The sequence below is a fragment of the Pseudoalteromonas sp. ASV78 genome (genome assembly GCF_047806705.1).
Classification (GTDB): Bacteria; Pseudomonadota; Gammaproteobacteria; order Enterobacterales; family Alteromonadaceae; genus Pseudoalteromonas; species Pseudoalteromonas prydzensis_A.
This window is the reverse complement of the sequence record NZ_JBLOPA010000001.1, coordinates 392,015-418,084: the sequence shown is the minus strand read 5'-3', so window position 1 is coordinate 418,084 and position 26,070 is coordinate 392,015. Positions and strand designations below refer to the sequence as shown.

Annotated in this window: 26 protein-coding genes and 1 other RNA gene; 9 read left to right on the top strand and 18 right to left on the bottom strand. The window is 42.8% G+C overall.

The genetic code is table 11. The features are described 5' to 3' along the window. Positions 1-101: 101 nt before the first annotated feature. From tnpB to ACMVDV_RS01825, 8 genes are all read right to left on the bottom strand, one after another. Positions 102-347: an IS66 family insertion sequence element accessory protein TnpB gene (gene tnpB, locus ACMVDV_RS01860; RefSeq protein WP_192540579.1), complete on the bottom strand. Its 246-nt coding sequence runs from the start codon at positions 345-347 to the stop codon at positions 102-104. After that, positions 347-643 carry an IS66 family insertion sequence element accessory protein TnpA gene (gene tnpA / locus ACMVDV_RS01855; protein WP_416156997.1) on the bottom strand — a complete coding sequence of 99 codons (297 nt, stop codon included), beginning with the start codon at positions 641-643 and terminating at the stop codon, positions 347-349. The genes tnpB and tnpA overlap by 1 nt, the downstream gene beginning before the upstream one ends. An 86-nt stretch (positions 644-729) precedes the next feature. Continuing rightward, entirely contained in the window at positions 730-1,335 is a 606-nt protein-coding gene (locus tag ACMVDV_RS01850; RefSeq protein ID WP_208168174.1) for a DUF998 domain-containing protein, read from the bottom strand. A 113-nt stretch (positions 1,336-1,448) separates the two neighbouring features. Continuing rightward, positions 1,449-1,724, bottom strand: coding sequence for a hypothetical protein (locus tag ACMVDV_RS01845; protein ID WP_416156996.1), 276 nt, complete (start codon positions 1,722-1,724; stop codon positions 1,449-1,451). A 99-nt stretch (positions 1,725-1,823) separates the two neighbouring features. Beyond that, the gene (locus ACMVDV_RS01840; protein WP_416156995.1) at positions 1,824-2,270 is read right to left on the bottom strand and encodes a hypothetical protein; all 447 of its coding nucleotides are present in this window, start codon (positions 2,268-2,270) and stop codon (positions 1,824-1,826) included. Positions 2,271-2,346: 76 nt separating this feature from the next. Further along, positions 2,347-2,685, bottom strand: a complete 339-nt coding sequence (locus ACMVDV_RS01835; RefSeq protein ID WP_416156994.1) for a hypothetical protein — start codon at positions 2,683-2,685, stop codon at positions 2,347-2,349. 632 nt (positions 2,686-3,317) lie between these two features. Further along, a complete protein-coding gene (locus ACMVDV_RS01830; protein ID WP_416156993.1) occupies positions 3,318-3,692 on the bottom strand; it encodes a hypothetical protein in 375 nt (124 codons plus the stop codon). A gap of 80 nt (positions 3,693-3,772) precedes the next feature. Next, positions 3,773-4,426 (bottom strand): AbiV family abortive infection protein, encoded by a 654-nt coding sequence (locus tag ACMVDV_RS01825; RefSeq protein WP_416156992.1) that lies wholly within the window; start codon positions 4,424-4,426, stop codon positions 3,773-3,775. 245 nt (positions 4,427-4,671) lie between these two features. Between ACMVDV_RS01825 and ACMVDV_RS01820 the strand changes: the two genes are divergently transcribed. Together ACMVDV_RS01820 and ACMVDV_RS01815 are read left to right on the top strand one after the other, a co-directional pair. Beyond that, positions 4,672-4,995: a phage integrase N-terminal SAM-like domain-containing protein gene (locus ACMVDV_RS01820; protein ID WP_416156991.1), complete on the top strand. Its 324-nt coding sequence runs from the start codon at positions 4,672-4,674 to the stop codon at positions 4,993-4,995. After that, complete coding sequence (locus ACMVDV_RS01815; RefSeq protein WP_416156990.1) at positions 4,992-5,129, top strand: tyrosine-type recombinase/integrase; 138 nt, start codon at positions 4,992-4,994, stop codon at positions 5,127-5,129. Before ACMVDV_RS01820 ends, ACMVDV_RS01815 begins: the two co-directional genes overlap by 4 nt. 127 nt (positions 5,130-5,256) lie before the next feature. Here ACMVDV_RS01815 and ffs read toward each other — a convergent pair. Then, positions 5,257-5,353: signal recognition particle sRNA small type (gene ffs / locus ACMVDV_RS01810), an RNA gene on the bottom strand. A 139-nt stretch (positions 5,354-5,492) separates the two neighbouring features. Continuing rightward, a complete protein-coding gene (locus ACMVDV_RS01805; protein WP_416156989.1) occupies positions 5,493-6,368 on the bottom strand; it encodes a DUF3014 domain-containing protein in 876 nt (291 codons plus the stop codon). Positions 6,369-6,539: 171 nt separating this feature from the next. On the opposite strand from ACMVDV_RS01805, the gene ACMVDV_RS01800 reads away from it, so the two are divergent. Then, the gene (locus ACMVDV_RS01800) at positions 6,540-7,685 is read left to right on the top strand and encodes a patatin-like phospholipase family protein (protein ID WP_304183400.1); all 1,146 of its coding nucleotides are present in this window, start codon (positions 6,540-6,542) and stop codon (positions 7,683-7,685) included. A 9-nt stretch (positions 7,686-7,694) separates the two neighbouring features. Here ACMVDV_RS01800 and ACMVDV_RS01795 read toward each other — a convergent pair whose 3' ends face one another. Then, the gene (locus tag ACMVDV_RS01795; protein WP_416156988.1) at positions 7,695-9,671 is read right to left on the bottom strand and encodes a cation:proton antiporter; all 1,977 of its coding nucleotides are present in this window, start codon (positions 9,669-9,671) and stop codon (positions 7,695-7,697) included. 151 nt (positions 9,672-9,822) lie between these two features. Between ACMVDV_RS01795 and ACMVDV_RS01790 the strand changes: the two genes are divergently transcribed. Further along, complete coding sequence (locus ACMVDV_RS01790) at positions 9,823-10,719, top strand: GGDEF domain-containing protein (RefSeq protein WP_416156987.1); 897 nt, start codon at positions 9,823-9,825, stop codon at positions 10,717-10,719. A gap of 43 nt (positions 10,720-10,762) precedes the next feature. Here ACMVDV_RS01790 and ACMVDV_RS01785 read toward each other — a convergent pair whose 3' ends face one another. The 6 genes from ACMVDV_RS01785 to lpxB form a co-directional block, all read right to left on the bottom strand. Continuing rightward, complete coding sequence (locus tag ACMVDV_RS01785) at positions 10,763-11,116, bottom strand: hypothetical protein (protein WP_416156986.1); 354 nt, start codon at positions 11,114-11,116, stop codon at positions 10,763-10,765. Then, complete coding sequence (tilS, locus tag ACMVDV_RS01780; RefSeq protein ID WP_416156985.1) at positions 11,113-12,420, bottom strand: tRNA lysidine(34) synthetase TilS; 1,308 nt, start codon at positions 12,418-12,420, stop codon at positions 11,113-11,115. The genes ACMVDV_RS01785 and tilS overlap by 4 nt, the downstream gene beginning before the upstream one ends. A gap of 169 nt (positions 12,421-12,589) precedes the next feature. Then, positions 12,590-13,546 (bottom strand): acetyl-CoA carboxylase carboxyl transferase subunit alpha, encoded by a 957-nt coding sequence (gene accA / locus ACMVDV_RS01775; protein ID WP_304183409.1) that lies wholly within the window; start codon positions 13,544-13,546, stop codon positions 12,590-12,592. Between the two features lie 16 nt (positions 13,547-13,562). Next, positions 13,563-17,054: a DNA polymerase III subunit alpha gene (gene dnaE / locus ACMVDV_RS01770; protein ID WP_416156984.1), complete on the bottom strand. Its 3,492-nt coding sequence runs from the start codon at positions 17,052-17,054 to the stop codon at positions 13,563-13,565. Continuing rightward, complete coding sequence (rnhB, locus tag ACMVDV_RS01765; RefSeq protein WP_416156983.1) at positions 17,054-17,650, bottom strand: ribonuclease HII; 597 nt, start codon at positions 17,648-17,650, stop codon at positions 17,054-17,056. The genes dnaE and rnhB overlap by 1 nt, the downstream gene beginning before the upstream one ends. Further along, positions 17,640-18,797: a lipid-A-disaccharide synthase gene (gene lpxB / locus ACMVDV_RS01760; protein ID WP_416156982.1), complete on the bottom strand. Its 1,158-nt coding sequence runs from the start codon at positions 18,795-18,797 to the stop codon at positions 17,640-17,642. Before lpxB ends, rnhB begins: the two co-directional genes overlap by 11 nt. A gap of 379 nt (positions 18,798-19,176) precedes the next feature. Between lpxB and ACMVDV_RS01755 the strand changes: the two genes are divergently transcribed. From ACMVDV_RS01755 to cydC, 5 genes are read left to right on the top strand one after another with little or no spacing between them, the layout of a single operon-like run. Further along, complete coding sequence (locus tag ACMVDV_RS01755) at positions 19,177-20,775, top strand: cytochrome ubiquinol oxidase subunit I (RefSeq protein WP_416156981.1); 1,599 nt, start codon at positions 19,177-19,179, stop codon at positions 20,773-20,775. Beyond that, entirely contained in the window at positions 20,772-21,911 is a 1,140-nt protein-coding gene (cydB, locus tag ACMVDV_RS01750; protein ID WP_416156980.1) for a cytochrome d ubiquinol oxidase subunit II, read from the top strand. The genes ACMVDV_RS01755 and cydB overlap by 4 nt, the downstream gene beginning before the upstream one ends. Before the next feature lie 13 nt (positions 21,912-21,924). Then, entirely contained in the window at positions 21,925-22,077 is a 153-nt protein-coding gene (gene cydX / locus ACMVDV_RS01745; protein ID WP_416156979.1) for a cytochrome bd-I oxidase subunit CydX, read from the top strand. Continuing rightward, a complete protein-coding gene (gene cydD / locus ACMVDV_RS01740; protein WP_416156978.1) occupies positions 22,067-23,854 on the top strand; it encodes a thiol reductant ABC exporter subunit CydD in 1,788 nt (595 codons plus the stop codon). The genes cydX and cydD overlap by 11 nt, the downstream gene beginning before the upstream one ends. Further along, positions 23,847-25,580, top strand: a complete 1,734-nt coding sequence (gene cydC / locus ACMVDV_RS01735) for a thiol reductant ABC exporter subunit CydC (RefSeq protein WP_416156977.1) — start codon at positions 23,847-23,849, stop codon at positions 25,578-25,580. The genes cydD and cydC overlap by 8 nt, the downstream gene beginning before the upstream one ends. Here cydC and ACMVDV_RS01730 read toward each other — a convergent pair. After that, entirely contained in the window at positions 25,577-25,960 is a 384-nt protein-coding gene (locus ACMVDV_RS01730; RefSeq protein WP_416159037.1) for a septal ring lytic transglycosylase RlpA family protein, read from the bottom strand. The two genes, cydC and ACMVDV_RS01730, sit on opposite strands and share 4 nt — an antisense overlap. Positions 25,961-26,070: the final 110 nt, after the last annotated feature.

Here is a 26,070-nt window from a genome sequence, read left to right as displayed (position 1 = left end):
AACTTAAGGCTACATTGTCTTTCGAGCTTCACACCCCACCATTGCTAGTGACGCATATCGAAATAGGAAACCTTCGGCAATACGAAGGGTTGAATCAAAGTTCAACAGTAAACAAAGCGACTTCTTGTCGCACCTAATCGCTTGTACCACAAAGCAAACCCCGTTTTATCCCAGTAAACCAGCTTGAGTTTATCCTTCGCTTTGTTGCAAAATAAAAATAAAGCGCCAGTATAGGCATCACGTTCAAGCTCACCCTCAACGATTGCGACCAGACCATCAATGGATTTTCGAAAATCCACAGCATCGCGGTGTAAGTAAATACACTTTGGTTCAACAAACATTTTCATCAGGCAAGCTCGCGTAGTAATTGGCCTAGATAAAATGCAGGCGTTGTGGGAGGCAAACTGACGTTTACTTTTCCGACTTCGAGGGTAATCGACAGTTGGTGTTCGGTGACGTCAACGTGTTTAGCTACTTTAGCGCGAACAAAGCTGCCTGATGATTCATTAAGCTTACTTCGTGCGGCATAGAAGCTTGTTTTTGATAAAGCATGTTGCTGGCAATAGTCAGTGATAGTTAAATCGCTGGCTTGTTGTTCTTCAATAATACTGCGCCATTGTTCAAGGCTGCGTGTTTTTCTCATGGCTATCTCCTCATTGAAATTCGGAAATAGCTTAATCATTTTGACGAGTTACTGGCAGGTGCATTTTGCTAGACGCTTACCCTCAATCACGCGCTTGTCGCGTGCATTGAATTGTTAGCCAAAAACTGACGCGAACCTAGCATGTAAGCAGCAATACCGAACCAACCCATTGTTGGGACGGCCCACATACGCTGTACCAACCCATTAATTTCTGACGGGATGAAGCCAGCATAAATCAGCCAAAACATGAACACATGCAGAAACGACACTGCTGCTGAAAAAAGTTCAAACGAAGGCGACTTGATGATGTTTTTGAACTCAAGTGAAAACGAAAGAGGTGCGATAATCATGAAGATTGACAGGTTGTAGAGCAAGTGCAGGGGTGTCTCTAACGTCCAAATTCCCGCACTGATCATGCTAAGACCAAGCAATAAAACAGATGCCATGGAAAAAGAAATTCGACTGGGTGAGGTCAGCTGTATTCCAATGGCAAAAAAGCACATAGAGATTCCGATCATGATATCAGCAATTCTGTGAGTATATGCAAATACAGGCTCTTCAAGTGCGACATGACTGATGCTCTTGGCAAAAACATCAAACCCAGGGATAACAAAGCCAAGGCCAATGTTGATAATCGAAGCGATCCAAATCAGGTGCGCCTGCTTTACTGAAGCTTTTGTAAAAAAATTCACTGGGTATCCTTTTCGGCTAACGCCCCAATTTGGGGGAATTGCGAGTGTTTTGCCACGAAGTGGCAGCGAGTAATTTTCCCAGGCCAACTTGTTGGCCGAACAACATTGGCTTGTTATATGCCACTTTTCCCCCAGTCATCTAGCACTTCTTGAAAGCCTTCAGCGACATCATTGGCATTAATATCAAAACAAGAATATCCGTATCCCATAGCTACAATATCATCTCTAACTTCTTTAATAGTATTCGCATTTTTAACGATCAACATGCCTTTACGTGCACCATACCCTTCAATTAGAGCATCAATGACGTATTTCTCACCATTAACACTTAAATGAAAGGGAGCAAGAATAGTAAGTTGGTAACGTTCAGTTAGAAGTTTAATCGACAAGCCTAATCTCCCTGTGACATATAACGCAAAGCACACGGGCGACGAACCGCGCAGCGGGTTGGCGTCCCAGCGACCAACGGGAGCGAGTGATGCGTATTGTTAGGCATTTTCTACACCTAAAACTGACCACTGCTGCCAAGAACCTAGAGCAAACAGGCCGCCAATAAACAAACATATACCAGAACTAATTAACCAAAACGTCAGACTGTTTTCTGGGAACATTGGCATTAACCCGACGAAGGAAACGCCACGAATTAAAAATATACTGGCAATGACGATTAGCGCCAATTTTGTCAGAGGTAAACGTTTAATTACACCTGCACCCGACAGGCCGTAAAGCGCCCAAACCAGAAGTAGCAATACGATGATAGAGGTGACGATTGTCGGATACCAAAGCCCTTGCTCAGCCATCCGAGCCATCTGCTCGCCTGCACCAAAGAAACGATACCAATCGCCTCCGAATATAATACAGCCCAGATGAGCAAGTGCAGCAGCAAAACAACATAATGCCGCAGCCTGAAGATACTTATCACTTGCAGAATGCATCTTTCCTCCTTGAATGCCTAACGCTCAAAGCAAGCGCGCGGTACGCGTCGCTTTGCCTTTGCTTGTTATATTTTCGTTATTCTTCTTTCAAATCATACATATTAATCGGATTTATTAGAGTTAAAATATCGACTACTGTATTACTAAACGATTCATAATAATCATCATTTTTTTCTACAGAATAATCCCTACCTTCAGTCCGTTTGCTAAGCCTATTAACTTCAAATAAATATTTTTCCTCAAACGCCTGTTCAGGCATTGAATTGGAATCCAACAGCATTTGTTGAAGCGCGTCTCGCTCACCCAAGTCATAGTTGTCTCCGTCGAATGGAAAAACATCATTCTTTAATAGAAATAACAACTTCCTCTCTATGATTTGGCTCAATGTAATGCTACCGACTTGAGAGCTACTCATGTATTTTAAAAAACCTCAAGAAAATATAACGAGGCTGTAGAATTACTCGTTTTTGATTTATTTTTATTGATGCATTAACCATAGCCGAGTTCCTATTTTGATTCAATCGGTTACTTCGATTTTACGTGAAATATAAAAAGAGGATTTGCTGTTGCTTTAATGGGCGTTTTGGAAGGTATCACAGGTGTTTGAGTGGATTATTTGAGGTGATAAGGGCTTACGCTAATTAATGCATCGTGTTTCTCAGCTTTTCTATATTATGAACTAAACAATACAGTTGCCGCAGTGTGAAGTGAAAGCATTCACTTTCGTTTGTCCGCGCAAGGTTAATTTATTCAGCGAAATTGATAGGAATGAATTTATTTGGCAGGATAAATCAGGCTTGACTCCTTACCTAATGAAAGAGCCATAACAATTTACCGTGGGTGAATAATATCTATTAGATCACAGTAACAAACTCGGTTCAAGGTTAAAAAACAATCAAATAAAATGTGTAGAACCAGTTCCTAAAAAGAGTAATTCTACAACTTCAACGCCCCAATAAGGGGAAATTTATAGTTGGCTAAAATAACGAACGAAGTGAGAAAAAGCCAACTGTAAATTTTCCCGCTTGATTGGCTTGTTATGTAACGTTAACTCGGACCTGGCAATGGATGGTTTTTAACTAATCCCCACTTCCCATCAGCTTTTTCAGAACCTCTAGCTCCCGCTTTGAAAAGCAACCGTTTAGTTTCATTTTCATCGGTTCCTATTACCGCGGCAAGAGTTGATAAATTGCGCCATTGATTAGGAAAACGATTGTCATCAAGCATACTTTTAAGCATCTCGATTCTCTTTTCGTCAAACTCCTTTTGAGGTTTTTCTTTAAGTTTGTGGAGTATTACGTTACCTAAAATTGTAAGAAGAGCACCTATAATTGCTCCAACTAACCCAATAATAGCGATCCAAAACTTTGTATCAGAGACAACCTTCGCTGCTACTTCGGTTGCTAGTTGAGTTGAATCCATGACTTTCCTTAATTACATAACGCCCGCATTTGCGGCTGGTTTGAAGCGCAGCGGAAAACCAGTCCGACAAGATGCGCTTGTTAGTTTCGTTGGCGATTCTTCTTTCTCCAACCGTTGTTCTTAATTCCACTTTTGTGAGGCCATTTTAAAAGCTTTTTATAGATCTCATAATCGAACACCTCATCCATGTCCTTACCACCCTCGAAGTAGAACTCATCCTCTTCGATTCTTGCGCATATTCTGAGCAGCTCATCGTTGATAATTGAAATAAACTGCTTTGCATCTTTTTGTTTAATTTTCCACGGGGTTGAAACCCGACTATCTGTATCTATCTTACCTTTTGAGCGAGACAAGCCAACATAGATTGCATTTTGCTTTTTCTCTTCAAGCTTTCGGCTTTGGATCAAAGAAATAAAATTTGGCGAATAATCGTCTGTTTCTCTTGCTACAAAGTTCCACTGCTTTTTTGGATGCAAGTACAGTAACTTTAGCCATTCTTGCTCAGACTCAGCATCAGGATAACCCTCGTTTGTTTCCGATGACCATATGTAGTGATCTACCCAGTTGGCTTTTGAGAATTCTTCCAAAGCTAAGACAGAAAGCTGAAGAGCACTTGGGTAGGATCCGTTTTCATAGAGCAACACAGAGTCAAAATGAAGACGGATGGTATTTCTCAAAGACTCCGTAGCAATCTTATTCAGCTTGTACTTTGAGATTCCGTCTTCTTTCTTCACTGATACTCCGTTTCAGAAACTAACATTTTATAGTGCGCGAAGGGCGGATCTTTTCTGCCGATGTCACGCTCATGTATTTAATAAATCTATTATTAACAAATAACTTAATGCATTGCCAACTATAATTTTTTATTGGTACTAAAGATATTCAGAAAAGAGAAAATGCGCTCGTCGCTCATTTTCTTGAATATGGGAGCAAAACAACTAAACTGTATATTTATACAGTATTTTGTGTTGGTGATGACATGAAAACGCGCTCCCCATTTTTAAATTATATCGCTGATTATATGTTGGTACGTCAGTATTCATTACGTACCGTGGACACATACCTGAGGTGGATTGCATCTTATATCCATTTTCATGATAAGCGCCACCCCGCCTCAATGGGAGACAATGAAGTCGAACGCTATCTAGAACACTTAGTGTTAAAGCAAAATGTTGCACCACGAACGCAAGCCACAGCACTCAATTCATTGTCATTTTTATACAAGCACATAATAAAAAATGAACTGTCGTTAAACTTAAATTTTGCCCGCAGTAAGAAACAAGCAAAACTACCTGTAGTATGACGCCAGAAGAAGTTAAGCTGCTTATGACTCATTTAAATAAGCGCTATTATCTTATTGCAGGCCTTATGTATGGTAGTGGTTTAAGAGTAATGGAAGCGGTGCAATTAAGAGTGAAAGATATTGATTTTGATTAAAAAATGATGCCATTACAATTTTGATGAGGATTCACCAAAAAGCGCATTGTGAGAACATAGTATTGGTAATTTTTAGATAATTAAAAAGGGAAATTTACAACACCCAAATGAGGAATTTGGGTGGCAGTCTTACCAGCCACATCTCGGCACACACGTCACAAACTGTGGCTGCTCCCTTCCGGGCCTGACCAGGTTCGCCTGCTAGTGTTGCGAGAGGACCAATAAGACTACCATTGAGGGCCTTGGTTGGCGCGGGAGGGATTATCTCTACTTTTGTTGTGTTATTCAAGGGTAAACACAAAAAGAAAGTGCGATTGCATGTTAAACATACAATCGCGCTGTTTTTTAAACGATTTAACTAGCTTATTGCTTTTCTAACTCTGTTTTTACGTTACGTAATACTGCTTTTACTTTTTTCATGTTTTCTGGGCCCATACGCAGCAGTTGCTTTTGAGCGGCTGGTAGACGTTCCCATTCTGAGTAAGCATATTGATAAGTTACTGAATCACGTAGCAACGGTATATCCCCTTTTGGCTCTGGAGTATCCAGTAATAGCTCGATCGCTTCTGCAAGTGTTTGATTAAACGCATCCCCTTGATAGCCAATTTCTGCATACGCATCATTGATCAGCGGTTTGTATTCATCGTATAAACGCACGATTTGCGCTGCGCTCATGCTGGTGAATATTTTTACATAAGGGGTATAACGCTCATAGCTGTTTGGATCGATAGTAAGAATATCACCCTCTACCACACTAAAGCCTTCTTCTAACTTAATAACGGGAGTGTGTTTTTGTGCAATTTTACCTTTGGCAAGATTATCTATAAATACCACACCACGGCGAATAACATCGTCGTTTATAACCAAACTCATAGCGGCATCGCTTAGGTATTCGTCTAATTTAGCAACAACAACAGGATCGCTTTCACCAAGACTAGGTAATGGTTCTACTTGCGGCTCAGGCTCTACTGGACGTGGTGTTGGCACGGCTAAATCGGCAGGCTTTTCAGGATTAACAGATGGGGCATTAACAACCGGATCGTTCTCAGGTTTTAGCTCCATCATGGGGCGCTCTGCTACTGGTTGCTCGACTTCAGTAGCTGTTTGTGACTCATCACTTGAGGTTAACAACACAAACGCTGCAGCAATAATGATAATAATTAAAATGATACCTGCAAATAAAAGGTTATTATTCGGTGGACGTTTTTGAACATCTGACGCTGATGGTTGATCTGACATACGAACTCCATAAATATTAAAATGCGATAACAGTAAGAGTACCCTAAATGGATTTAATTCATAGCCTACACTAATAATTATTAACGTAGCTAAGGTATCCTTTGATTCTTCTAGCTTAAAGACTTACAGTTAATAAATAAAGTAAAGACGCTCAACGGTTTAATTGCAACTATGAAAATCAAGCAGGTCAATCAAAATAAACCAAAAATCGCGCTACTACTGACAGGCGGTGGCGCGCGTGCGGCCTATCAAGTTGGGGTACTGAAAGCCCTTGCTCAGAGTATGCCACGCACAGCTCCCTTACCATTTACTATTATTAATGGCACATCTGCGGGAGCGATCAACTCTGCTGCGTTGGCAAGTTATGCGTCGTGTGCGCATTTGGCGGTACGTAAGCTGGAATCTGTATGGAAAAACTTTTCAACTTCAATGGTTTATAAAAGTGATTTTATCAGTGTATTTGGTCATTTAACCCGTAATATGCTGACTAGCTTTCAATCTGAACATATTAATCACCCACCAGCGAGTTTATTGAACAATCAACCTTTACGGGTGTTGCTGAATGATATTTTGGATTTGTCTCGCATTGAGCGTAATTTGCATCGTAATTATTTAGATGCATTGTCAATCACCGCGTCGAGTTATACCACCGGTGATTCTGTGGCGTTTTTTCAATCCAATACGCAATCACCGTGGCGGCGCGCTAAACGTGAAGGTCAAGCGACTCGTATTAACGTTGAGCACTTAATGGCATCCAGTGCTATTCCTATGGTGTTTCCGAGTGTCAATGTGTATAACCACTACTTTGGTGATGGCTCTATTCACCAATTGTCGCCTCTGAGCCCAAGTGTGCATTTGGGTGCTGAAAAAATATTTATTATTGGTGTTGAACAACCCAAAGAAGCCCACCCTCCTGGCTATTTACCCCATTTCCCAGGGTTGTCGTCTATTGCTGGTCACTTGCTCGATAGTGTATTTACCGACACCTTACAGTCAGATCTTGAGCGCCTTGAACGAATTAACCGAACTTTAGGTTTGTTACCTGGGCGTGACAAACACCAAGAGTTAAAACAAATACACAGCTTTGTGGTCAATCCATCAGAAAACTTTAATGCTATTGCCGCGCAGTATTACGATGATATGCCGTTGGCAATTAAAGTTTTACTGCGCATGATCGGGGTTAAAAAGCGCTCACAATCGAGTTTAACCAGTTACTTATTGTTTGAAAAACGCTACACCCAGCATTTGATTGAGATAGGTTATAAAGATGCTATTGGCAAGCTGCCACAAATACGCGAGTTTTTAGAGTTAGATTAGGCGCCTTTACTATTCAATGCCATCAAGTAAATAACGTTCTACTCGCTCTACTCGACGAGGTTTACCTTGCAGCACCAAAATATCGCCGGCGAGTAACACAATGTTCATTGATGGGCTATCAATTTCGCGGTCTTGGCGGCGCAATGCCCGTACAGATACGCGGCGTTTTTCAAGCCCTAATTCACTGATGTTTTTTGCCACCGCAAAGGCATGCTCGGGCAGTGCTATTACGTGTAAATACTCAAGTCGCTCGGCGTTACTTTCTTCATTATCAAATTTATCACCGGCAAAAAAACCATGTAAAAATTGATAGCGATTACGCCGCTCTTTACTAACTCGACGGATAATACGCGACATCGGCACCCCCGACATAGATAACACATGCGACACCAGCATTAAACTCGCTTCGAGTGTTTCTGGTACAACCTCGGTCACGCCAAGTTCTTTAAGTGCATCTAGCTGACTATCGTCCCGCATGCGTACCAGTATTTTCACTTCTGGGGCTATTTGTTTGATGGCATCGATCACGACTTGCGCATGTTCAAAGTCAGTAAACGTAATGATCACTAATCGCGCTCGTTCAACGCCTGCTGATTTTAAAATATCTTTTTGTTTTACATGACCAAAAATAACCGGCTCGCCTGCCGCTTTGGCCTCTTGTACAAGAATTGGATTACTTTCTACGGCTACATATTCGATTGCTTCTGGCTTTAAAAACCGCGCAATCGTTTGCCCAACCCGTGAAAATCCACAGATCACCACATGATTTTGATACAAGGTACTGCTGTTGGGTTGCTGCTGCCATTCACTGTGGGGATTGTTTAATAACCCAAGCTGCTTTAATAACCAAGGCGTACGCTCGATTAAATAAGGGGTTAAACCCATCGACATAACAGCAATGGCAATTAAAAATGAAGCATGATCTGAGGCTAATAGCTGATGCTTAGTAGCAAGGGCAATTAATACAAAACCAAACTCGCCCATTTGCCATAACATAATACCGGCAGCAACAGCATCTTGTTTGCGCTCGCCCATTAATTGCGCTAAAAAAGTAATAACGCCAATTTTGAGCAGCAACATTAGCGCAAGCGCGGCGACAATCCAATACCATACGCCCAACACAAATAAAACATCGAGCTGCATGCCCACCGTAACAAAAAACAACCCCATTAAAATATCGCGAAATGGCCGAATGTCGGCTTCTAATTGGTGCCGATATTGACTTTCACCTAGCATCATCCCTGCCAAAAAAGCACCCAGTGCCATTGATAAGCCAAATAAATAAGTTAGTCCTGCGGCAAATAAAGCAACTAATAACGTGGTTAAAACAAATAACTCATCGGTGCGCATTAACGCAACTTCACTAAATACTTTTGGCAGCACCCATTTACCTATAGCCCACAGTAACAGGGAAACAAACGCGCCTTTGGTTAAAGCAAAAGTCAGTGCCCATGCGATACCTTCTGTGCCACTGCTTTGCGCCAATAAGGGTAACGTTATCAGCAAAGGCACTACTGCAATATCTTGAAATAACAGCATACCGATGGCTAGTTGCCCGCGCCGCTGTTTAAGCTCACCGGATTCTTTTAATAATTTAACCACCACCGCCGTTGATGACAGCGCCATTAATGTAGCGATAGTAAAGCTGCTCAAAATTGATAAACCCATGAGCAATAAAATCAGCATAAACACCAAGGTGGTGATCACCACTTGCAATGTGCCTAAGCCAAATACAATATTACGCATCGCCATTAAGCGGCCAACAGAAAACTCCAGCCCTAGGCTAAACAGTAAAAAAACAATGCCAAGCTCGGCAACAAAATGCATCTCATAACTTTGCGCCATCCAGCCAATACCATGGCCTCCGGCTAAAACGCCCGTAGCGAGGTATGCAAGGATCGGCGGTAAGCCAATGCGTTTAAATAACCATACCAGCACCACAGCAGCCAGTAATAAGCCAAATATTTGGGCCAACATACTTTGCAAACACACCTCCCCTTTATATTGCTGCAATACCGTCAAAATTTTAGCTGCTTAAGAGTTAACTATAGCAACTATCTGTTTTTCAGCCAGTTTGGAATAGTGGCACAAAAATCGCTTAGTTAAAGTAACAACACACTCCTAGGGGGAGAAAACAGTGGAAAATGTCCATATTTTGACACAACGTATCTCAGCGCGTGGCGAGTTTCTGCCGTTTTCGGCAGAGCATTACCGCAATAATGATCCGACTGCGATTCATAGTTTGCTTGAGAAATTGCAAACTACCTTAAATTTAGAAGAGCTACTCACTATTTATGCTGCGCATGCAAAACAAATTATGAATTTTTCAGGATTGCAGTTTCAGTCATCCCTTGGGGTTGCTCAAATTGCAGACAGCGACAATAGCAAACCGCCTTACTCATTTGATTTGGATATAAATAGTGAACATTTAGGCCAACTTATCTATTTTTGCCAATACCCGCTGTCGGGCAATATTGAACAAAAGCTAATTGGTTTACACAGCGCACTGGTTTATCCGTTACGTAATGCATTAATGTATAGCCGCGTACTTAAACTAGCGACTAAAGATACCTTAACAGGGCTTAATAATCGCAGTCAGTTTAATGATATTTTGGCGCAAAAATTAGAACGCTGCCGCCGTCACCATCGTCCATTTAGCTTAATGTTGTTAGATTTAGATAACTTTAAACAAGTCAATGATAACTATGGTCATAAAATTGGCGATGATGTATTACAAGAGTTTGCGAATGTATTATGTAGTAGTATTCGTGGTACTGATTCTGTGTTTCGTTTTGGTGGTGATGAATTTGCGGTATTAATTGATGATCCTGAGTTTACCACTAACAAAGTGATAGCACAGCGAGTAATGCGATTAGTTACTGAATCTAACTTAATGAAGCAATACCAAGTAACCACCAGCATAGGTTTTACGCTTGCAAGCAGCCAAGACTGTAAAAATGGTATTTTTGCCCGCGCCGATAAAGGCCTGTACAAAGCAAAAGCCGCCGGTAGAAATTGCGCAAGAGCGTATTAATTAAAGGTAAGCCTAGTTCCCCCGCTAGGCTTTACTTTGATACTTAAACTAACTTTTTTGACTTGGCTAATAACTTATAGCCTAATAGTGCTAAGCAAAAACCAAAAAAGAAACCACTAATTAAATACAATAAAGCAGCCATTGTTGTTAATGGCATCACAATAACCATTAACAGTGGAATACTCACGCCAACAATAAAAAATAGCCCGCCTTTACCTAGCCAATAAGCAATCAGTATCACCGCGCAAAGTAATCCTCCCGCAATAGCATAAGCTAACGTGACTAATGGTAATTCAAACATAAACGTAGCAGTTACAGCGATTAATGCTGTGATCACAAGTCCTAACGGTGCTTTATTAACAAGCGATAAGCCAACGTGGGGCTGTGGTTTGGTCATGTTTTTATGTTCCAAAAGATACCTTCCTGTTGATAGTGCTCAGCACTTATAAAATGCCCAACAACATACACTAATTGTTCGTTATAAAAAATAAGCGGCACATTAGCACGCAGCCAAGGCGCTACTTTAGCGTCTTTAAACCAATGTTTAAGCGTATTGTGACCGGGTTTTTTAAGTGGTTTGATACGTGCTTGTGGACAATTGAAATGTACATAAACCTGTTCATCAGGCAGTGGGTTTCTAATTCCTTCGCCCGCTAATTGTATCAGAGTGCGACCATCTGACAGTAGTTGCTTTTCATCGGTTATTAATTGGCTATGCGCAGTGGCTATCTCACGGACAAAATATAAAAACTGTTGGTGACGTCGCACTTGCCCTTGCGCTAACTGAATAAGCAACTGAGCATCAGCCTGCGCGGTTAACCCTTGGCTGAGTATTTGCAACGTTTGCTGTTGTGATGGCATCAATGTAGTAAATTGCCCAAGCCAACAGCGTAGTACATTTGCTTGGCGTGCAGCACTAAAGTGTGCCAGCTGTAAACAACTTAATCCTTGCTGATTGTTTTGGCATTGCTGTAAATCTAGCTGTGTGTATTCGTCGAGCAGATCTTGCTGCTGTTGCAATAAACTCACACTACGCGCGGCGCTGTTTTCAAAACCTTTAAAACGTTCACTCAGCAGTGGCACTATTTGCTGACGAATAAAATTACGATCAAAGCGTTCATCACTATTTGAGTCATCGGTAATATGCTCAAGATTAAAGTCTGCGGCGAATTGCTCAATACTTTGGCGGGTTGAATGTAGTAGCGGTCTTAAGCATTCTCGCCCTGAACTCAAGGCGCGAGTTTGCCGCATTGAGGTTAAGCCTTGTAAACCAGAGCCGCGTTTTAAGCGCAGTAAAAACGTTTCGAGCTGATCATTGAGGTGCTGCCCGAGCAAAATAATACTGCCGCTTGGGCTAATTTGATCAAGCGCTTGGTAACGAGCATCGCGGGCGAGCTGTTCTAAACTGGTGCGTGATTTATTGGTAATTTTTACTTGTGCTGCATAAAACGTAATATCTAATGCATCACATCGCTTTTTACAAAATGCCTGCCAATCATCGGCGTACTGGCTTAAACCATGATTAACATATACTGCGGTTAATTGCAGTTGCGGTATTTCTGCTTTTAGCGCATTCATTACATGCAGTAATACCACAGAATCCACACCACCGGAGAGCGCCACTGTAAATGCGGTTTTGTGCTCATCGATATAAGGCGTAATGGCATTTTTTACTTGTTGATATAAAGACGTTGCATGCATTAATTAAAATCGCTAAATAGATGATTGGTTAGCTTAAGCCGAATAGCTCCTAGCTCCTAGCTCCTAGCTCCTAGCTCCTAGCTCCTAGCTCCTAGCTCCTAGCTCCTAGCTCTCAAGCATTTTAAAACAAAAAAGCCGCAACAGCGGCTTTTTTTCATCAATTGGCTTATTAACAATAACCAAATGACATTAAACGTTTGTAGCGTTGATCAAGCATCTCATCCAGCGATAGCGCTTGTAAGTCAGCTAAGTCACGCTTAAGTTGATTTTTCAGGTTACGCGCCATACCTTCGTAGTTACGGTGCGCGCCACCTAATGGCTCTTCAACTAAGCTGTTGATCAAATCAAGCTCTTTAACACGTTCAGCGGTTACACCCATCGCTTCTGCAGCAAGAGGGGCTTTGTCAGCACTCTTCCATAAGATTGATGCACAACCTTCTGGTGAAATCACCGAGTAAGTGCTGTACTGCAACATGTTAACGCGATCCCCTACACCAATGGCTAAAGCACCACCTGAGCCGCCTTCACCAATAACCGTACAAATTGTTGGCACTTTTAATGTTGCCATCACTTTAAGGTTACGGGCAATTGCTTCAGATTGGCCACGCTCTTCAGCGCCAACACCTGGGTATGCACCTGGGGTGTCGATAAAGGTCATAATTGGCATTTTAAAACGCTCTGCCATTTCCATTAAGCGTAATGCTTTACGGTAACCTTCAGGCTTTGGCATACCAAAGTTGCGTTTGATTTTTTCAGCTGTGTCACGGCCTTTTTGTTGACCAATAACCATCACTGGTTGGCCCTCAAAACGTGCAACACCGCCTAAAATTGCCGGATCATTGGCAAAAGTACGATCGCCAGCAAACTCGTCAAATTCCGTGAAAATACGCTCGATATAATCTCGAGTATAAGGACGCAACGGATGACGGGCTAACTGAGAAACCTGCCAAGCACCTAATTTAGAGAATATTTCCTCTTTCATTTTGGCACTTTTCTCTTTTAATCGACTGACTTCCTCTTCTAATTCAAGGTCTAAATCGCCAGCGCGGCTTATATTTTGTAACTCTTCAATTTTTGCTTCTAATTCTGCGATTGGAAGCTCAAAATCAAGATAATTGAGGCTCATGCTCTAAACTACCTAATTAGTTAAATTCTAGTTCTACATCTTGCGCCGCCATTAAGGATAACTTATGAATTAAGTCATCACTAGGCGTAACACACCATTCTGTCCCGAGAGTTAACTGTGCCAGCGCATCTGGACGCTGGTAGTAAACCTTAATCGGACAAGTACCAAACTTATAAGGTTCGAGTACTTTTTGTAAATTTTCGAAGAAGTTCGCTTCGATTTGCACCATATTTAGCGTCATTTTAATCGCTTTAATCCGTTTTTCTCGCGCTTGCGCGATGGTGCAGATGTCTCTGGCGGTCATTGTAATACCACCAGAGAAGTTATCAAAGCTGACCTGTCCAGATATTACCAAGATATTGTTGATTTGCAGCATATCTTGGTACATTTCAAACTGTTCTGGGAATAAGCGTACATCAATACGGGCACTCTTGTCATCTAAAGTTACAAGTCCCCAGCGATTTCCCTTTTTGTTTACCAGCACTCTCGCCGCAATCACTAGGCCTGCAGCGGTAGATTGCACATCACGATTAGTTGGCTGCAAATCCACTAATTTACCACTGGTGTAATATCTCAGCTCTTTACGATACTGATTTATCGGATGCCCAGTTAGGTATAAACCTAAGGTTTCTTTTTCACCATCAAGCCATTGATTATCGGTCAGTGGCGTGGCCTTTATAAAGGCTTGTTCAACCTCATCGGGCTCTGTAGCAAGCAGGCCAAATAAATCGGTTTGTCCTAACGACTCCGCTTTATGATGTTGATCTGCTGCGCGCATGGCATCTTTTAAGCTCGCCAATAACGTAGCACGCGCTGGTTGCGTTTTTTCAGGACCGAGTTGATCAAGTGCACCTGCGTAAATCAATTTTTCGGTTACACGTTTATTGATACGTTTTAAATCTACCCGCGCACAAAAATCAAACAGATCTTTAAATGGCCCACCGGCACTTCGCGCTTCTAAGATTGCGTCAACAGGCGCTTCACCGACCCCTTTGATCGCGCCAATACCGTAAACAATTTCACCTTTGAGGTTTACTGTAAATTTATAGGCACCGGCGTTTACGTCTGGCGGTAATAAGGTGAGTTTCATGTTCTCACATTCATCAACCAAGGTGACGATCTTTTCGGTGTTATCCATATCAGCCGACATCACCGCCGCCATAAATTCAGCGGGGTAATGGGTTTTCATCCACAGCGTTTGGTACGACACTAACGCATAGGCTGCGGAGTGCGATTTGTTGAAACCGTAACCTGCGAACTTCTCTACCAAGTCGAAGATTTTAATCGCCAGTTCGCCGTCAATACCGTTATTTCGCGCCCCATCTTCAAAGGTTGAACGCTGCTTGGCCATCTCTTCTGGTTTTTTCTTACCCATGGCACGACGTAACATATCGGCGCCACCTAGGGTGTAACCTGCTAGTACCTGAGCAATTTGCATTACTTGTTCTTGATACAAGATAATGCCGTAAGTCGGCTCCAAAATCGGTTTTAAGCTTTCATGCTGATACTGTGCGTCTGGATATGAGATTTCTTCACGGCCGAGTTTTCGGTCGATAAAGTTATCTACCATGCCCGATTGTAGTGGCCCAGGCCTAAACAAGGCAACCAAGGCTATCATATCTTCAAAGCAGTCAGGCTTTAAGCGCCGAACCAGATCTTTCATTCCGCGTGATTCGAGCTGGAATACCGCGGTGGTTTCTGCCCTTAACAGTAGGTCGATACTTTTTTGGTCGTCCAGTGCTATGGTGTTGATATCTATCGGCTCTTTGCCCTCTCGGGTTAGGCGCTCGTTGGTCATATCAACTGCCCACTGCAAAATGGTCAGGGTTCGCAGACCTAAGAAGTCAAACTTAACTAAACCTGCTGTTTCTACGTCATTTTTATCAAACTGGGTAACCGGAAACTTACCTTCATCATCACAATACAGTGCGGCAAAATCAGTAATAGTAGTCGGCGAAATAACCACACCACCGGCGTGTTTACCGGCGTTACGTGTACACCCTTCGAGGATGCGGCACATATCGATTAAGTCTTTTACTTCGCTATCGCCATCGTAGGCTTCTTGCAGGCGTGGCTCAATATCAAACGCTTTGGCAAGCGTCATACCAGGGTCGCCCGGGATCAATTTTGAAATACGGTCAACAAAACCATAAGGGTGACCAAGCACCCGACCAACATCACGTATTACTGCCTTCGCCGCCATGGTACCAAAAGTGATGATCTGCGATACCGCATCCCGACCATATAACGCCGATACGTGATCGATTACTTCATCGCGTCTATCCATACAGAAATCGACGTCGAAATCCGGCATCGATACACGTTCAGGGTTCAAGAATCGTTCGAACAGTAAGTCAAACTCGAGCGGATCTAAGTCGGTAATTTTTAGTGCATAAGCCACGAGTGAACCCGCACCAGAACCACGCCCAGGCCCTACTGGAATATTGTTATCCTTACTCCACTGAATAAACTCCATTACGATTAAGAAGTAACCGGGGAAACCCATTTGGTTGATTACATCGAGCTCGATTTGCAAACGCTCGTCGTACTCACCGCGTTTTTCTATGCGCTCAGCTTCATCAGGGAATAAAAACTGCAGGCGCTCTTCTAGGCCATCTTTTGAAACTTTAACTAAGAAGTCTTCAATTTTTAATGAGCCAGTTGGGTAATCAGGTAAAAAGTACGTCCCTAACTGCACCGTCACATTACAACGCTTGGCGATTTCCACACTGTTTTGCAGCGCTTCTGGAATATCGCTAAACAGCTCGGCCATTTGCTCTGGGGTTTTTAAGTATTGTTCTTCAGAGAAACGTTTTGGCCTGCGCTTATCATCGAGCGTATAGCCGTCAAAAATTGCTACGCGGATTTCATGGGCTTCAAAGTTTTCAGGTTTTAAGAACACCACTTCGTTAGTAGCCACTACTGGCAGTTGCTCAACGGTTGCAAGCTCGACCGCTAAGTGTAAATAGTCTTCTTCTTGCGTACGCTTGGTACGTATCAACTCAATATAGTAGTGATCACTAAAATGCTGTTTATAAAAACTAACTACCGACTCAACCGTGGCTGGATTGCCCTTTAATAGCGCTTTCCCTAAATCGCCGTCTTTGCCGCCAGAGAGTAAAATAAGCCCCTCTTTGTGCTCAATCAGCCACTCTCTGTCAATCACTGGGCGGTGAAATAAATGCCCGCGTTGGTATGCTTTTGAAATTAGTAGTGTGAGATTTTTATAACCGACGTTATCTTTGGCTAAAATAACTAACCGGCAAGGCCCTTCAGGAAATTCAGGACTATGCAGCCAAAAATCAGCACCAACAATGGGTTTAATACCGGCATTATGGGCACTGTCATAAAAACGTACTAAGCCACATAAATTCATTTGATCGGTAATCGCCAATGCCGGTAGTTGCAGCTCTTGCGCTTTAGCTACGATCGGTTTAGTTTTCGCTAAACCATCGACCATCGAAAAGTCAGAATGCACCCGCAGGTGGACAAAATCTGGCGCTGCCATTACTTCTCCTGCATTGCCAGTACACGTTGCACTGGTTTAAAGCTTTTACGATGCTCACTAATGGCGCCGTATTGTTCAAGGGCAGCAAAATGCGCCTTGGTTGGATAACCTTTATGACCCGCGAAGCCATATTCTGGATAGCGTTTATCAAGCGCAATCATTTCATCATCACGGGCCACTTTAGCAATAATGGATGCCGCTGAAATTTCTGCAACTAAGCTATCCCCTTTAACAACTGCTTGCGCAGGCATAGTAAATGCGGGTAAGCGGTTACCATCAACAAATACAAATTCCGGTGCAGTGCTTAATCCTTCGACTGCGCGAGTCATAGCCAGCATGGTGGCATGGAGAATATTTAATTCGTCTATTTCGGTTGGGCTGCAACGACCAATTGACCAACACAGGGCTTTTTCTTTTATTTCGACAGCCAATGCTTGACGCTTTTTATCGGTCAACTTCTTTGAATCAGCAAGGCCTGCAATTGGTTTTGCCGGATCAAGTATCACAGCTGCAGTTACTACATCGCCGACTAATGGGCCACGGCCTACTTCGTCAACACCTGCGATAAGCGCGAGGTTGGGTCGTTCAATTTGCATTTATAATCTCCGCAACAGCGGCGGCGGCTTGCTCGCTCGCGTTCAAGCGTATTTGCTGGTGAATAGCTAAAAAGCGTGCTTTTAATTCATTATTATCGCTATTTAGCATCGGCTCAAGGGCATGGGTTAGGTTTTCAACACTGCAATCATGCTGCATAAATTCAGGCACTAGTTCTTCGTCAGCTAATAAGTTTGGTAGTGAAAAATATTTAATATTAAAAGTGAACAAGCTTTTAAATATCCAATAACTGAGGGCTTTTATTTTATAGCCGACTACCATAGGTTTTTTATACAGCATCCCTTCGAGGGTCGCGGTACCCGACGCAATTAAAATAACATCTGCCGCTTGCATAGCAAGGTTTGATTGGCCATCTAACAATTGAATATTCAGCTGCGGTGCGGTAGCTGCCAAAATAGCTGAAAATTGTGCTTTACGCTGCGCGTTAACGAGCGGCACCACTATTTTTAAATCAGGGTTTTTAGCCTGTAAACCGGCTGCCGTTTTCAGGTAAGTTTCACTCAACAAGCCGACTTCTGAGCCTCGGCTGCCCGGTAACAATGCCAATACTTTATCATCTTGGCTTAAACCCAGTTGTTGGCGTGCGCCACTGTCATCATGCTCAAGGGCAATATCATCAGCGAGTGTGTGGCCGACAAACGTACAAGGTACATTGTGCTTATCATAAAAGGCTTTTTCGAACGGTAATAACGCCAGCACCATGTTAGTTGCAGCGCTGATTTTATGAATACGTTTTTCACGCCATGCCCACACTGATGGACTTACATACTGAATCGTTTTAATGCCGGCATCTTTTAACGGCTTTTCAACCCGTAAGTTAAAATCAGGGGCATCAATACCTATATAAACGTCAGGCGGGTTATCAATAAAATGTTGGACTAGTTGCTTGCGAATTTTTAATAACCGCGGTAACCGGCCTAGCACTTCAACTAACCCCATTACGGCAAGCTCTTCCATATCGAATAAGCTGTTACAGCCTTGCGCCTGCATTTTTGGCCCTGCGATACCTTCAAAAATGGCATCTGGGTAGCGTTTTTTTAACGCTTTAATTAGGCCCTCGCCTAAAATATCGCCGGAAAGCTCTCCAACTACAATCGCTATACGCAGTGGCTGTTTATCTTTATTCATGGTTGTTTTTTATTCACAAGTCAACAAGACGCTCATACGCCCTAGTCTAGCGTGTTTTTTAATGTGATTAAATGACACAGCTTGAATAAATTATAGAAACCTTCGCGAACGTACCTTTACTGATACAATTAAAACTATTTGTCTGTTTTTCAATCATATATTGGTAAATAGTTAAACTCTGTGTTTCACTTACTAAAGCTAACAAAACGCGTTGCAATACTCACAAAGGGACTAAGGATTTACTCATTTTGTGATTGACAATAATTAACCAAAAGAGAATAATGCATAAAGTTTCAATAATTACTGAAACTTCATTAAATAACTTTTGCTTACTTTATTTGTTTTGTGACTCGCCCGCACATACAAGGAGCTATAAAAAATGATAGATGAAACCTTTGTGGATCTATCGCGATTACAGTTTGCTGTCACCGCCCTGTTTCACTTTTTATTTGTACCACTGACCCTAGGAATGACTTGGATCTTAGTGATCATGGAGTCGGTCTATGTGATGACCGGTCGAGAGATCTACCGAGATATGACCAAGTTTTGGGGTAAATTATTTGGTATCAACTTTGCCATTGGGGTCGCGACTGGCCTTACCATGGAATTTGAGTTTGGTACTAACTGGTCTTATTACTCTCATTATGTGGGCGATGTATTTGGCGCACCCCTTGCGATTGAAGGGCTTATGGCATTCTTTTTAGAATCGACCTTTGTTGGTATGTTCTTTTTAGGCTGGCAGCGACTCAGTAAACGCCAACATTTAGGTGCCACCTTTTTAATGGCTATTGGTACTAACATGTCTGCGCTGTGGATATTAGTCGCCAATGGTTGGATGCAAAATCCGGTCGGTGCTGAATTTAACTATCAAACAATGCGTATGGAAATGACCAGTTTTGCTGAACTGGTATTTAACCCCGTTGCGCAGGTTAAGTTTATACACACGGTGTCTGCGGGTTATGTTGCAGCTTCTATGTTTGTACTGGGTATTAGTAGTTGGTATATCCTAAAAGGTCGTGATCTCGCCTTTGCAAAACGTTCGTTTTCTGTTGCCTCTGGTTTTGGTTTAGCGTCAATTCTGTGTGTTATTTTACTCGGTGATGAATCTGGTTATGAAGTAGGCGAAGTACAAAAAGTAAAATTGGCAACCATAGAAGCTGAATGGCACACCGAAGAAGCCCCCGCCGCGTTCACGCTAGTGGGTATTCCTGATTCTGATGAGCAAGTGACTCATGCCGCAGTTAAAATTCCCTATGCGCTGGGCTTAATCGCTACTCGCTCGTTAGATGAGCAAGTCATCGGCATTAATGATTTAGAAAAACAACACGAAGTGCGTATTCGTAACGGTATGATTGCGTATAAATACCTTGAGAAGCTGCGCGGTGGTGATGATACGCCAGAGAATATTGCTAAGTTTGACACCCTCAAAGCTGACTTAGGCTACGGCTTATTGCTGAAACGTTACACCCCAAATGTAGTGGATGCGACCGAAGCACAAATTCAACAAGCGGTGAAAGATTCATTCCCTAAAGTTGGCCCGATGTTTTGGTCATTTAGAATTATGGTTGGCTGTGGGATGATTATGCTGGGCGTATTTATTCTGTCTTTTTATTACAATGCGCATCGCGTGATTGAACAAAAACGTTGGCTATTATGGGCTGCAGTGTGGAGTATTCCTCTGCCATGGATAGCCATTGAATTTGGTTGGATAGTTGCAGAGTATGGTCGCCAGCCTTGGGCAATCTCAGAAATACTGCCGACCTTTTTGGCCACTTCATCACTGACTGTCAATGATATATTGATTAGTTTAACGGGCTTTATCGTATTTTATACCGGCCTTGCGATTGTTGAAGGCTGGCTGATGCTGCGCTTTGTAAAGCTAGGCCCTAGTTCATTACATACTGGTAAATACCATTTTGAACATGATCAACATATAAATCACGGCCAACTAACTGACGAGCAAGGAGCAAAATCATGATTTTCGATTATGAAACGTTAAAGTTACTTTGGTGGGTGATCATCGGTGTACTACTGATTGGTTTTGCTATCACCGATGGTATGGACATGGGTGTCGCTATGCTTATCAAACTCGTAGGTAAAACCGACAGCGAACGCCGTGTGGTGATCAATACGGTAGGCCCACATTGGGATGGTAACCAAGTATGGTTTATCACCGCCGGTGGTGCCTTATTTGCAGCTTGGCCGATGGTGTATGCAGCAGCATTTTCAGGTTTTTACTTTGCCATGATGTTGGTGTTATTTGCGCTCTTTTTTAGACCGTTAGGTTTTGATTATCGTAGCAAAGTTGATTCACTACGCTGGCGTAACAATTGGGACTGGGGCTTATTTGCCGGCAGTGCCATTCCTGCGCTGGTATTTGGTGTAGCCTTTGGTAATCTATTTTTAGGCGTGCCGTTTAGCATTGATGAATACCTTAGAACAAGTTACCAAGGGTCTTTCTTTGCGCTACTTAATCCCTTTGCACTACTAGCAGGAATAATTAGTATCACTATGTTACTTGCCCATGGCGGTATGTGGTTACAGTTGCGTACTGACAGTGATGTTGCTCGCCGCTCAGCGCAATATGGTCGTTATGCATTGTTAGTCTTCATCGTGTTATTTGCTGTTGCTGGTATCTGGGTTGCAAACCTTGATGGCTATCAAATCGTCTCTATGGGTGATAAACAAGGCTTTGCTAATCCACTGGATAAAACGGTCAGCACAGCAACGGGAGCATGGTTAAATAATTACCAAACTATCCCATTGAGTATTGCATTCCCTGTCGTCGCCTTTGCGATGGCGGCAGCTGCATGGTTATTTTCAAAAATAAATAAACCCGCTTTAGCACTAATTTGTACTAGTTTGATGCTTGCGGGGGTAATTTTAACCGCTGGCATGTCATTGTTCCCGTTTATTATGCCATCAAGTAATCACCCCGATATCAGCTTAACGATATGGGATGCGGTATCGAGTCATATGACCTTGAATGTTATGTTTGTTGCGGTTGTTATTTTTGTACCACTTATTTTATGCTACACCACATGGTGTTATGTAAAAATGTGGCGCAAAGTGACCGTTAAAGAAATTGAAAATAATAGCCATGGCAGTTATTAAGGAGATCTAACTTATGTGGTATTTTGCTTGGATACTCGGTGTTTTATTAGCCTGTACGTTAGGTGTGATCAACGTTATGTGGTATGAATTTGGTCAAAACAAAGACAGTATCGCAGACGACGAACAAGAATTATACGATAGGCTTAATCGCCAAAATGACGACTAACCCCCGACCAAATCGCGCGCAACAAACTACGTTGCGCGCGTTTTTAAAAACCCATTCTGATCACGCCGGTAGTCTGTTAAAAATCAGTATTGCATTAGGCACTTTTAATGCCCTATTGATGATTGCCAGTGCTTACTTGGTGGCCCGCTCGATTCATTTAGTGATGTTTCAACACGCGGATTTAGCGACCATCACCCCTTTACTTTGGCCATTAGCAGCACTGATACTCGCGCGCGCGATACTGCTTGGGTTTTCCCAGCGTATCAGTGCCAAAGCTGCGCTTAAAATTAAAACCGCGATGCGCCATACACTACTTGAAAAACTAACACTGCTTGGGCCAAGCTATATTGAACAACACGGCCATGGCGCAACCTTAAATACCTTGCATAATGGTGTTGAAGCGCTGCACGATTATTACGCTAATTATTTACCCAGTGTGGCTTACAGTGCATTGATCCCTCTAGCTATCTTGATGGTGATTTTCCCCACTGACTGGAAAGCCGGTTTGATTTTTTTATTTACCGCACCGCTTATTCCGTTCTTTATGATTTTAGTTGGCCACCAAGCTGAGCAGCTTAATCAACAACGCTGGCAACAATTGGCTGTGTTAGGTAATTACTTTTTTGATAGGCTTCAAGGGCTTACACAACTTAAGTTATTTAATGCCACAAAGCGTGAATTAAAACAAATAGCCAAAATCTCTGATGACTTTCGCCATGCGACTCTAAGCGTGCTAAAAATTGCATTTTTATCGTCCTTTGCACTGGAGTTTTTAGCCACTATCAGCGTAGCACTGGTGGCTGTGATCATCGGTTTTCGGTTGTTTTTTGGCACTTTAGACTTTGCCACTGGTTTTGTGGTGCTATTACTGGCACCGGAGTTTTATTTACCGCTACGGCAATTGGGCAGTCATTATCATGCCAAGTTAGAAGGCATCAGTGCTGCGACAGATATGCTAAAAATATTGAATGAACCCATTGTTGGTGACGATAACCAATCGCTCTCCCAGCAGCAAGAACAGTCTCCATTCAGCTTAGAGTGCATCAAACAGCTGCATATTAACAATTTAAACTTTCACTACCCAGACAGTAATGAAGGGGTTAACAATATTAACCTCACCTTTGCAGGCACCGGCTTGTATGCCATTGTTGGTCAAAGTGGCGCAGGGAAAAGCACCTTAGTTGATTGCTTATTAGGATTTCACCCGCAGGTGATCACAGCCATCACGGTTGATCAGCAGCAGCTAAGCCAATCTAATATTAGCCAATGGCAGCAACATATTGCCTGGATCCCACAGCAGCCAACATTACTGTTCAGTAGCATTAAGGCCAATTTATTACTCGCAAAACCGGATGCCACAGCCGCACAATTAGCAGCCGCAGCCAAGCAAGCTGGCGCGCTTGAGTTTATAAATGCATTACCAGAGGGGTTTGATACTCACATTGGTGAGCAAGGCGAAGGGCTCTCTGGCGGGCAAAAGCAACGCATTGCTTTAGCGCGGGCATTTTTAAAACAAGCGCCCATTTTAGTGCTTGATGAACCCACCGCACACCTTGATAGCCAAACCGAGCAACTAGTGCAAACAGCGATTAATCAATATGCGCAGGATCACCTTGTTGTGGTGATCGCCCATCGCTTAAATACTATCGAGCACGCCAAACAAATACTGGTAATGAAAGATGGCAGCGTGATTGAACAAGGCGACTTTAAAAGCTTGCTCAATCAGCATGGCGCACTGTTTGATTTAGTTAATGCAAGGAGCACACAAAATGGCTGACTTTATGCGCTTACTTAAATTATGTAAGCCGCACCTAGGTGCTATGCTATTAGGCGCTTTTTTAGCAACTCTGACCGTACTGGCTAACGTTGCCCTACTGGCTATTTCGGGTTGGTTTTTAGCAGCGATGGCGGCAGCTGGGTTAGCTGGCGTACAGATGAACTACTTCACACCTGCAGGCACCATTAGGTTTTTAGCAATCGTAAGAACGGCCTCTCGTTACGGCGAGCGATTAGTGACCCACAACGCCACCTTTTTACTGTTAAGTGAAATTCGTGTCAGTGTTTTTAACACGCTAAGCCAGCTAAGCAATGTTGATTTAGCGATGAGCCGCAGCGCCGATCTATTTAACCGTATGCAAAATGATGTAGAAGCGCTCGATAAATTTTATTTAAACGTATTATTACCGATGATTGTTGCGTTAATAAGCGTGCCAATTGTACTGATATTTATGAGCGCATATAACGCCAATGTTGCGCTGCTGTGCTTTATTGCGCTGCTATTCGTGGGCGTTCTACTACCATTAATGTTAAGTAAGCAACTGCAACAAACCGCGGATCTCGAAACCAAATACTCAGCCACGTTACGCGCAGAGTTATCTGATACTTTAAGCGGCCTCAGAGAGCTGGCTATTTACCAAGCCACTGAACAGCAAGTTGAACAGTGCCGTACAGCCAGTGAGCGCTATAATCAGCAATTATTTACACGCCATAATGCAGAGGCAACCAGTAATGGCTTATCCCTGCTGATAGTACAACTGAGTATGCTCGGTGCTATGCTGATAATCGCACCACTGGTTTATAGCGGGGCTATGGTGAATGTTGAATTAGCCATGCTCAGCTTGTTTGTACTCGCTAGTTTTGAAACGGTGTTAACACTGCCCAATGCGTTTATCCAATTGCCCGTAGCGCTCAGCGCTGCAAAACGTATTTTTGCTTTAGAAGATAAACTGCGCCCTACGACTAACAACACAAATGAGCTAGTGGCTGTGCAACCTTTAGGGCTGGAATTTAAACAACTTAGCTATTGTTACCACGGCGATACTTTTGCGCTAAATAATATCAATTTTACAATTTCAGCACTGCAAAAAGTGGCTATTGTCGGTCAAAGTGGTAGCGGTAAAAGTACCCTGGTTAATTTACTCAGTGGTTTATGGCCACAGCAAAACGGGGCAATAAACCTAACCTCGGCAGACAAAACCATCGCTATTAACGCCATTAGTCAGCAAAATCGCTGCGAACTGGTGAATATCGTTGCGCAACAACACCATATTTTTGATGGCACTATTGCTGAAAATTTACGCTATGCGGCGCCCTCAGCAACTAAACAACAAATGCGTACAGCCTGTCAACATGCACAGTTAGGTGATTGGCTTAGCGAGTTAAAACTAGGGTTAGACACCCGCTTAGGCACAGGTGGCAGAAGCTTATCTCGCGGACAATCTCGGCGTTTAGCGTTAGCACAAGCCCTACTTCGTGCGCCAGCAATTTTAGTGCTTGATGAGCCGACCGAAGGACTCGACAATCAATCTAAACATCAGGTTATGGATGCGATATTAACCAGCATGCAGCACTGTACTGTGATCAGCATAACTCATGATCCAGCCTTACTTGCCAATATGGATAAAGTGATTTGGTTAGAGCAAGGGCAGGTAAAAGCGATTGCAACCCATCAGCAATTATTAACAGATCACGCTGATTACGTGAACTTGATCACACGGTTTTAATCAATCACTTCAACGGTTACATTAATAACCCCTAAGTTCGGCTCTGCTAGTTGCTCAAACGCATGCTTTGTTAAGTCAATGATACGACCACGAATAAAAGGGCCGCGATCGTTGACTCTAACCACCACAGCACGGTTATTTGCGGTGTTTGTGACTTTAACTTTACTGTTAAACGGGAGTTGTTTGTGAGCCGCCGTCATGGCTTGTTGGTCAAACTTTTCACCATTGGCGGTCAGCCGACCATGGTATTTATCGGCATAAAAGCTGGCCTTTCCTTGCTCAGTAACACCCGTGATTGTTTCAGCATAGTTTGCAGGCGAGCTACTACAGCCAGCTAAAATAGCCAGTGATAAGCTAATTAAAAGTGGTTTAATCAAAATTCAACGCTCCCTTAGAATGCATAAAAGTAGCAGGTATCAACTGAATTAACTGCTATAAAAACAAAAAAGCCACCGATTATTGGTGATAATCGGTGGCTTTTTTAATAGAG

Excerpts from the sequence above, each read along its gene's own strand:
- tnpB (WP_192540579.1), bottom strand. The coding sequence starts at position 347 with ATGAAAATGTTTGTTGAACCAAAGTGTATTTACTTACACCGCGATGCT.
- tnpA (WP_416156997.1), bottom strand. The coding sequence starts at position 643 with ATGAGAAAAACACGCAGCCTTGAACAATGGCGCAGTATTATTGAAGAA.
- ACMVDV_RS01840 (WP_416156995.1), bottom strand. The coding sequence starts at position 2,270 with ATGCATTCTGCAAGTGATAAGTATCTTCAGGCTGCGGCATTATGTTGT.
- ACMVDV_RS01835 (WP_416156994.1), bottom strand. The coding sequence starts at position 2,685 with ATGAGTAGCTCTCAAGTCGGTAGCATTACATTGAGCCAAATCATAGAG.
- ACMVDV_RS01830 (WP_416156993.1), bottom strand. The coding sequence starts at position 3,692 with ATGGATTCAACTCAACTAGCAACCGAAGTAGCAGCGAAGGTTGTCTCT.
- ACMVDV_RS01820 (WP_416156991.1), top strand. The coding sequence starts at position 4,672 with ATGAAAACGCGCTCCCCATTTTTAAATTATATCGCTGATTATATGTTG.
- ACMVDV_RS01815 (WP_416156990.1), top strand. The coding sequence starts at position 4,992 with ATGACGCCAGAAGAAGTTAAGCTGCTTATGACTCATTTAAATAAGCGC.
- ACMVDV_RS01805 (WP_416156989.1), bottom strand. The coding sequence starts at position 6,368 with ATGTCAGATCAACCATCAGCGTCAGATGTTCAAAAACGTCCACCGAAT.
- ACMVDV_RS01800 (WP_304183400.1), top strand. The coding sequence starts at position 6,540 with ATGAAAATCAAGCAGGTCAATCAAAATAAACCAAAAATCGCGCTACTA.
- ACMVDV_RS01785 (WP_416156986.1), bottom strand. The coding sequence starts at position 11,116 with ATGACCAAACCACAGCCCCACGTTGGCTTATCGCTTGTTAATAAAGCA.
- tilS (WP_416156985.1), bottom strand. The coding sequence starts at position 12,420 with ATGCATGCAACGTCTTTATATCAACAAGTAAAAAATGCCATTACGCCT.
- accA (WP_304183409.1), bottom strand. The coding sequence starts at position 13,546 with ATGAGCCTCAATTATCTTGATTTTGAGCTTCCAATCGCAGAATTAGAA.
- dnaE (WP_416156984.1), bottom strand. The coding sequence starts at position 17,054 with ATGGCAGCGCCAGATTTTGTCCACCTGCGGGTGCATTCTGACTTTTCG.
- rnhB (WP_416156983.1), bottom strand. The coding sequence starts at position 17,650 with ATGCAAATTGAACGACCCAACCTCGCGCTTATCGCAGGTGTTGACGAA.
- lpxB (WP_416156982.1), bottom strand. The coding sequence starts at position 18,797 with ATGAATAAAGATAAACAGCCACTGCGTATAGCGATTGTAGTTGGAGAG.
- ACMVDV_RS01755 (WP_416156981.1), top strand. The coding sequence starts at position 19,177 with ATGATAGATGAAACCTTTGTGGATCTATCGCGATTACAGTTTGCTGTC.
- cydB (WP_416156980.1), top strand. The coding sequence starts at position 20,772 with ATGATTTTCGATTATGAAACGTTAAAGTTACTTTGGTGGGTGATCATC.
- cydX (WP_416156979.1), top strand. The coding sequence starts at position 21,925 with ATGTGGTATTTTGCTTGGATACTCGGTGTTTTATTAGCCTGTACGTTA.
- cydD (WP_416156978.1), top strand. The coding sequence starts at position 22,067 with ATGACGACTAACCCCCGACCAAATCGCGCGCAACAAACTACGTTGCGC.
- cydC (WP_416156977.1), top strand. The coding sequence starts at position 23,847 with ATGGCTGACTTTATGCGCTTACTTAAATTATGTAAGCCGCACCTAGGT.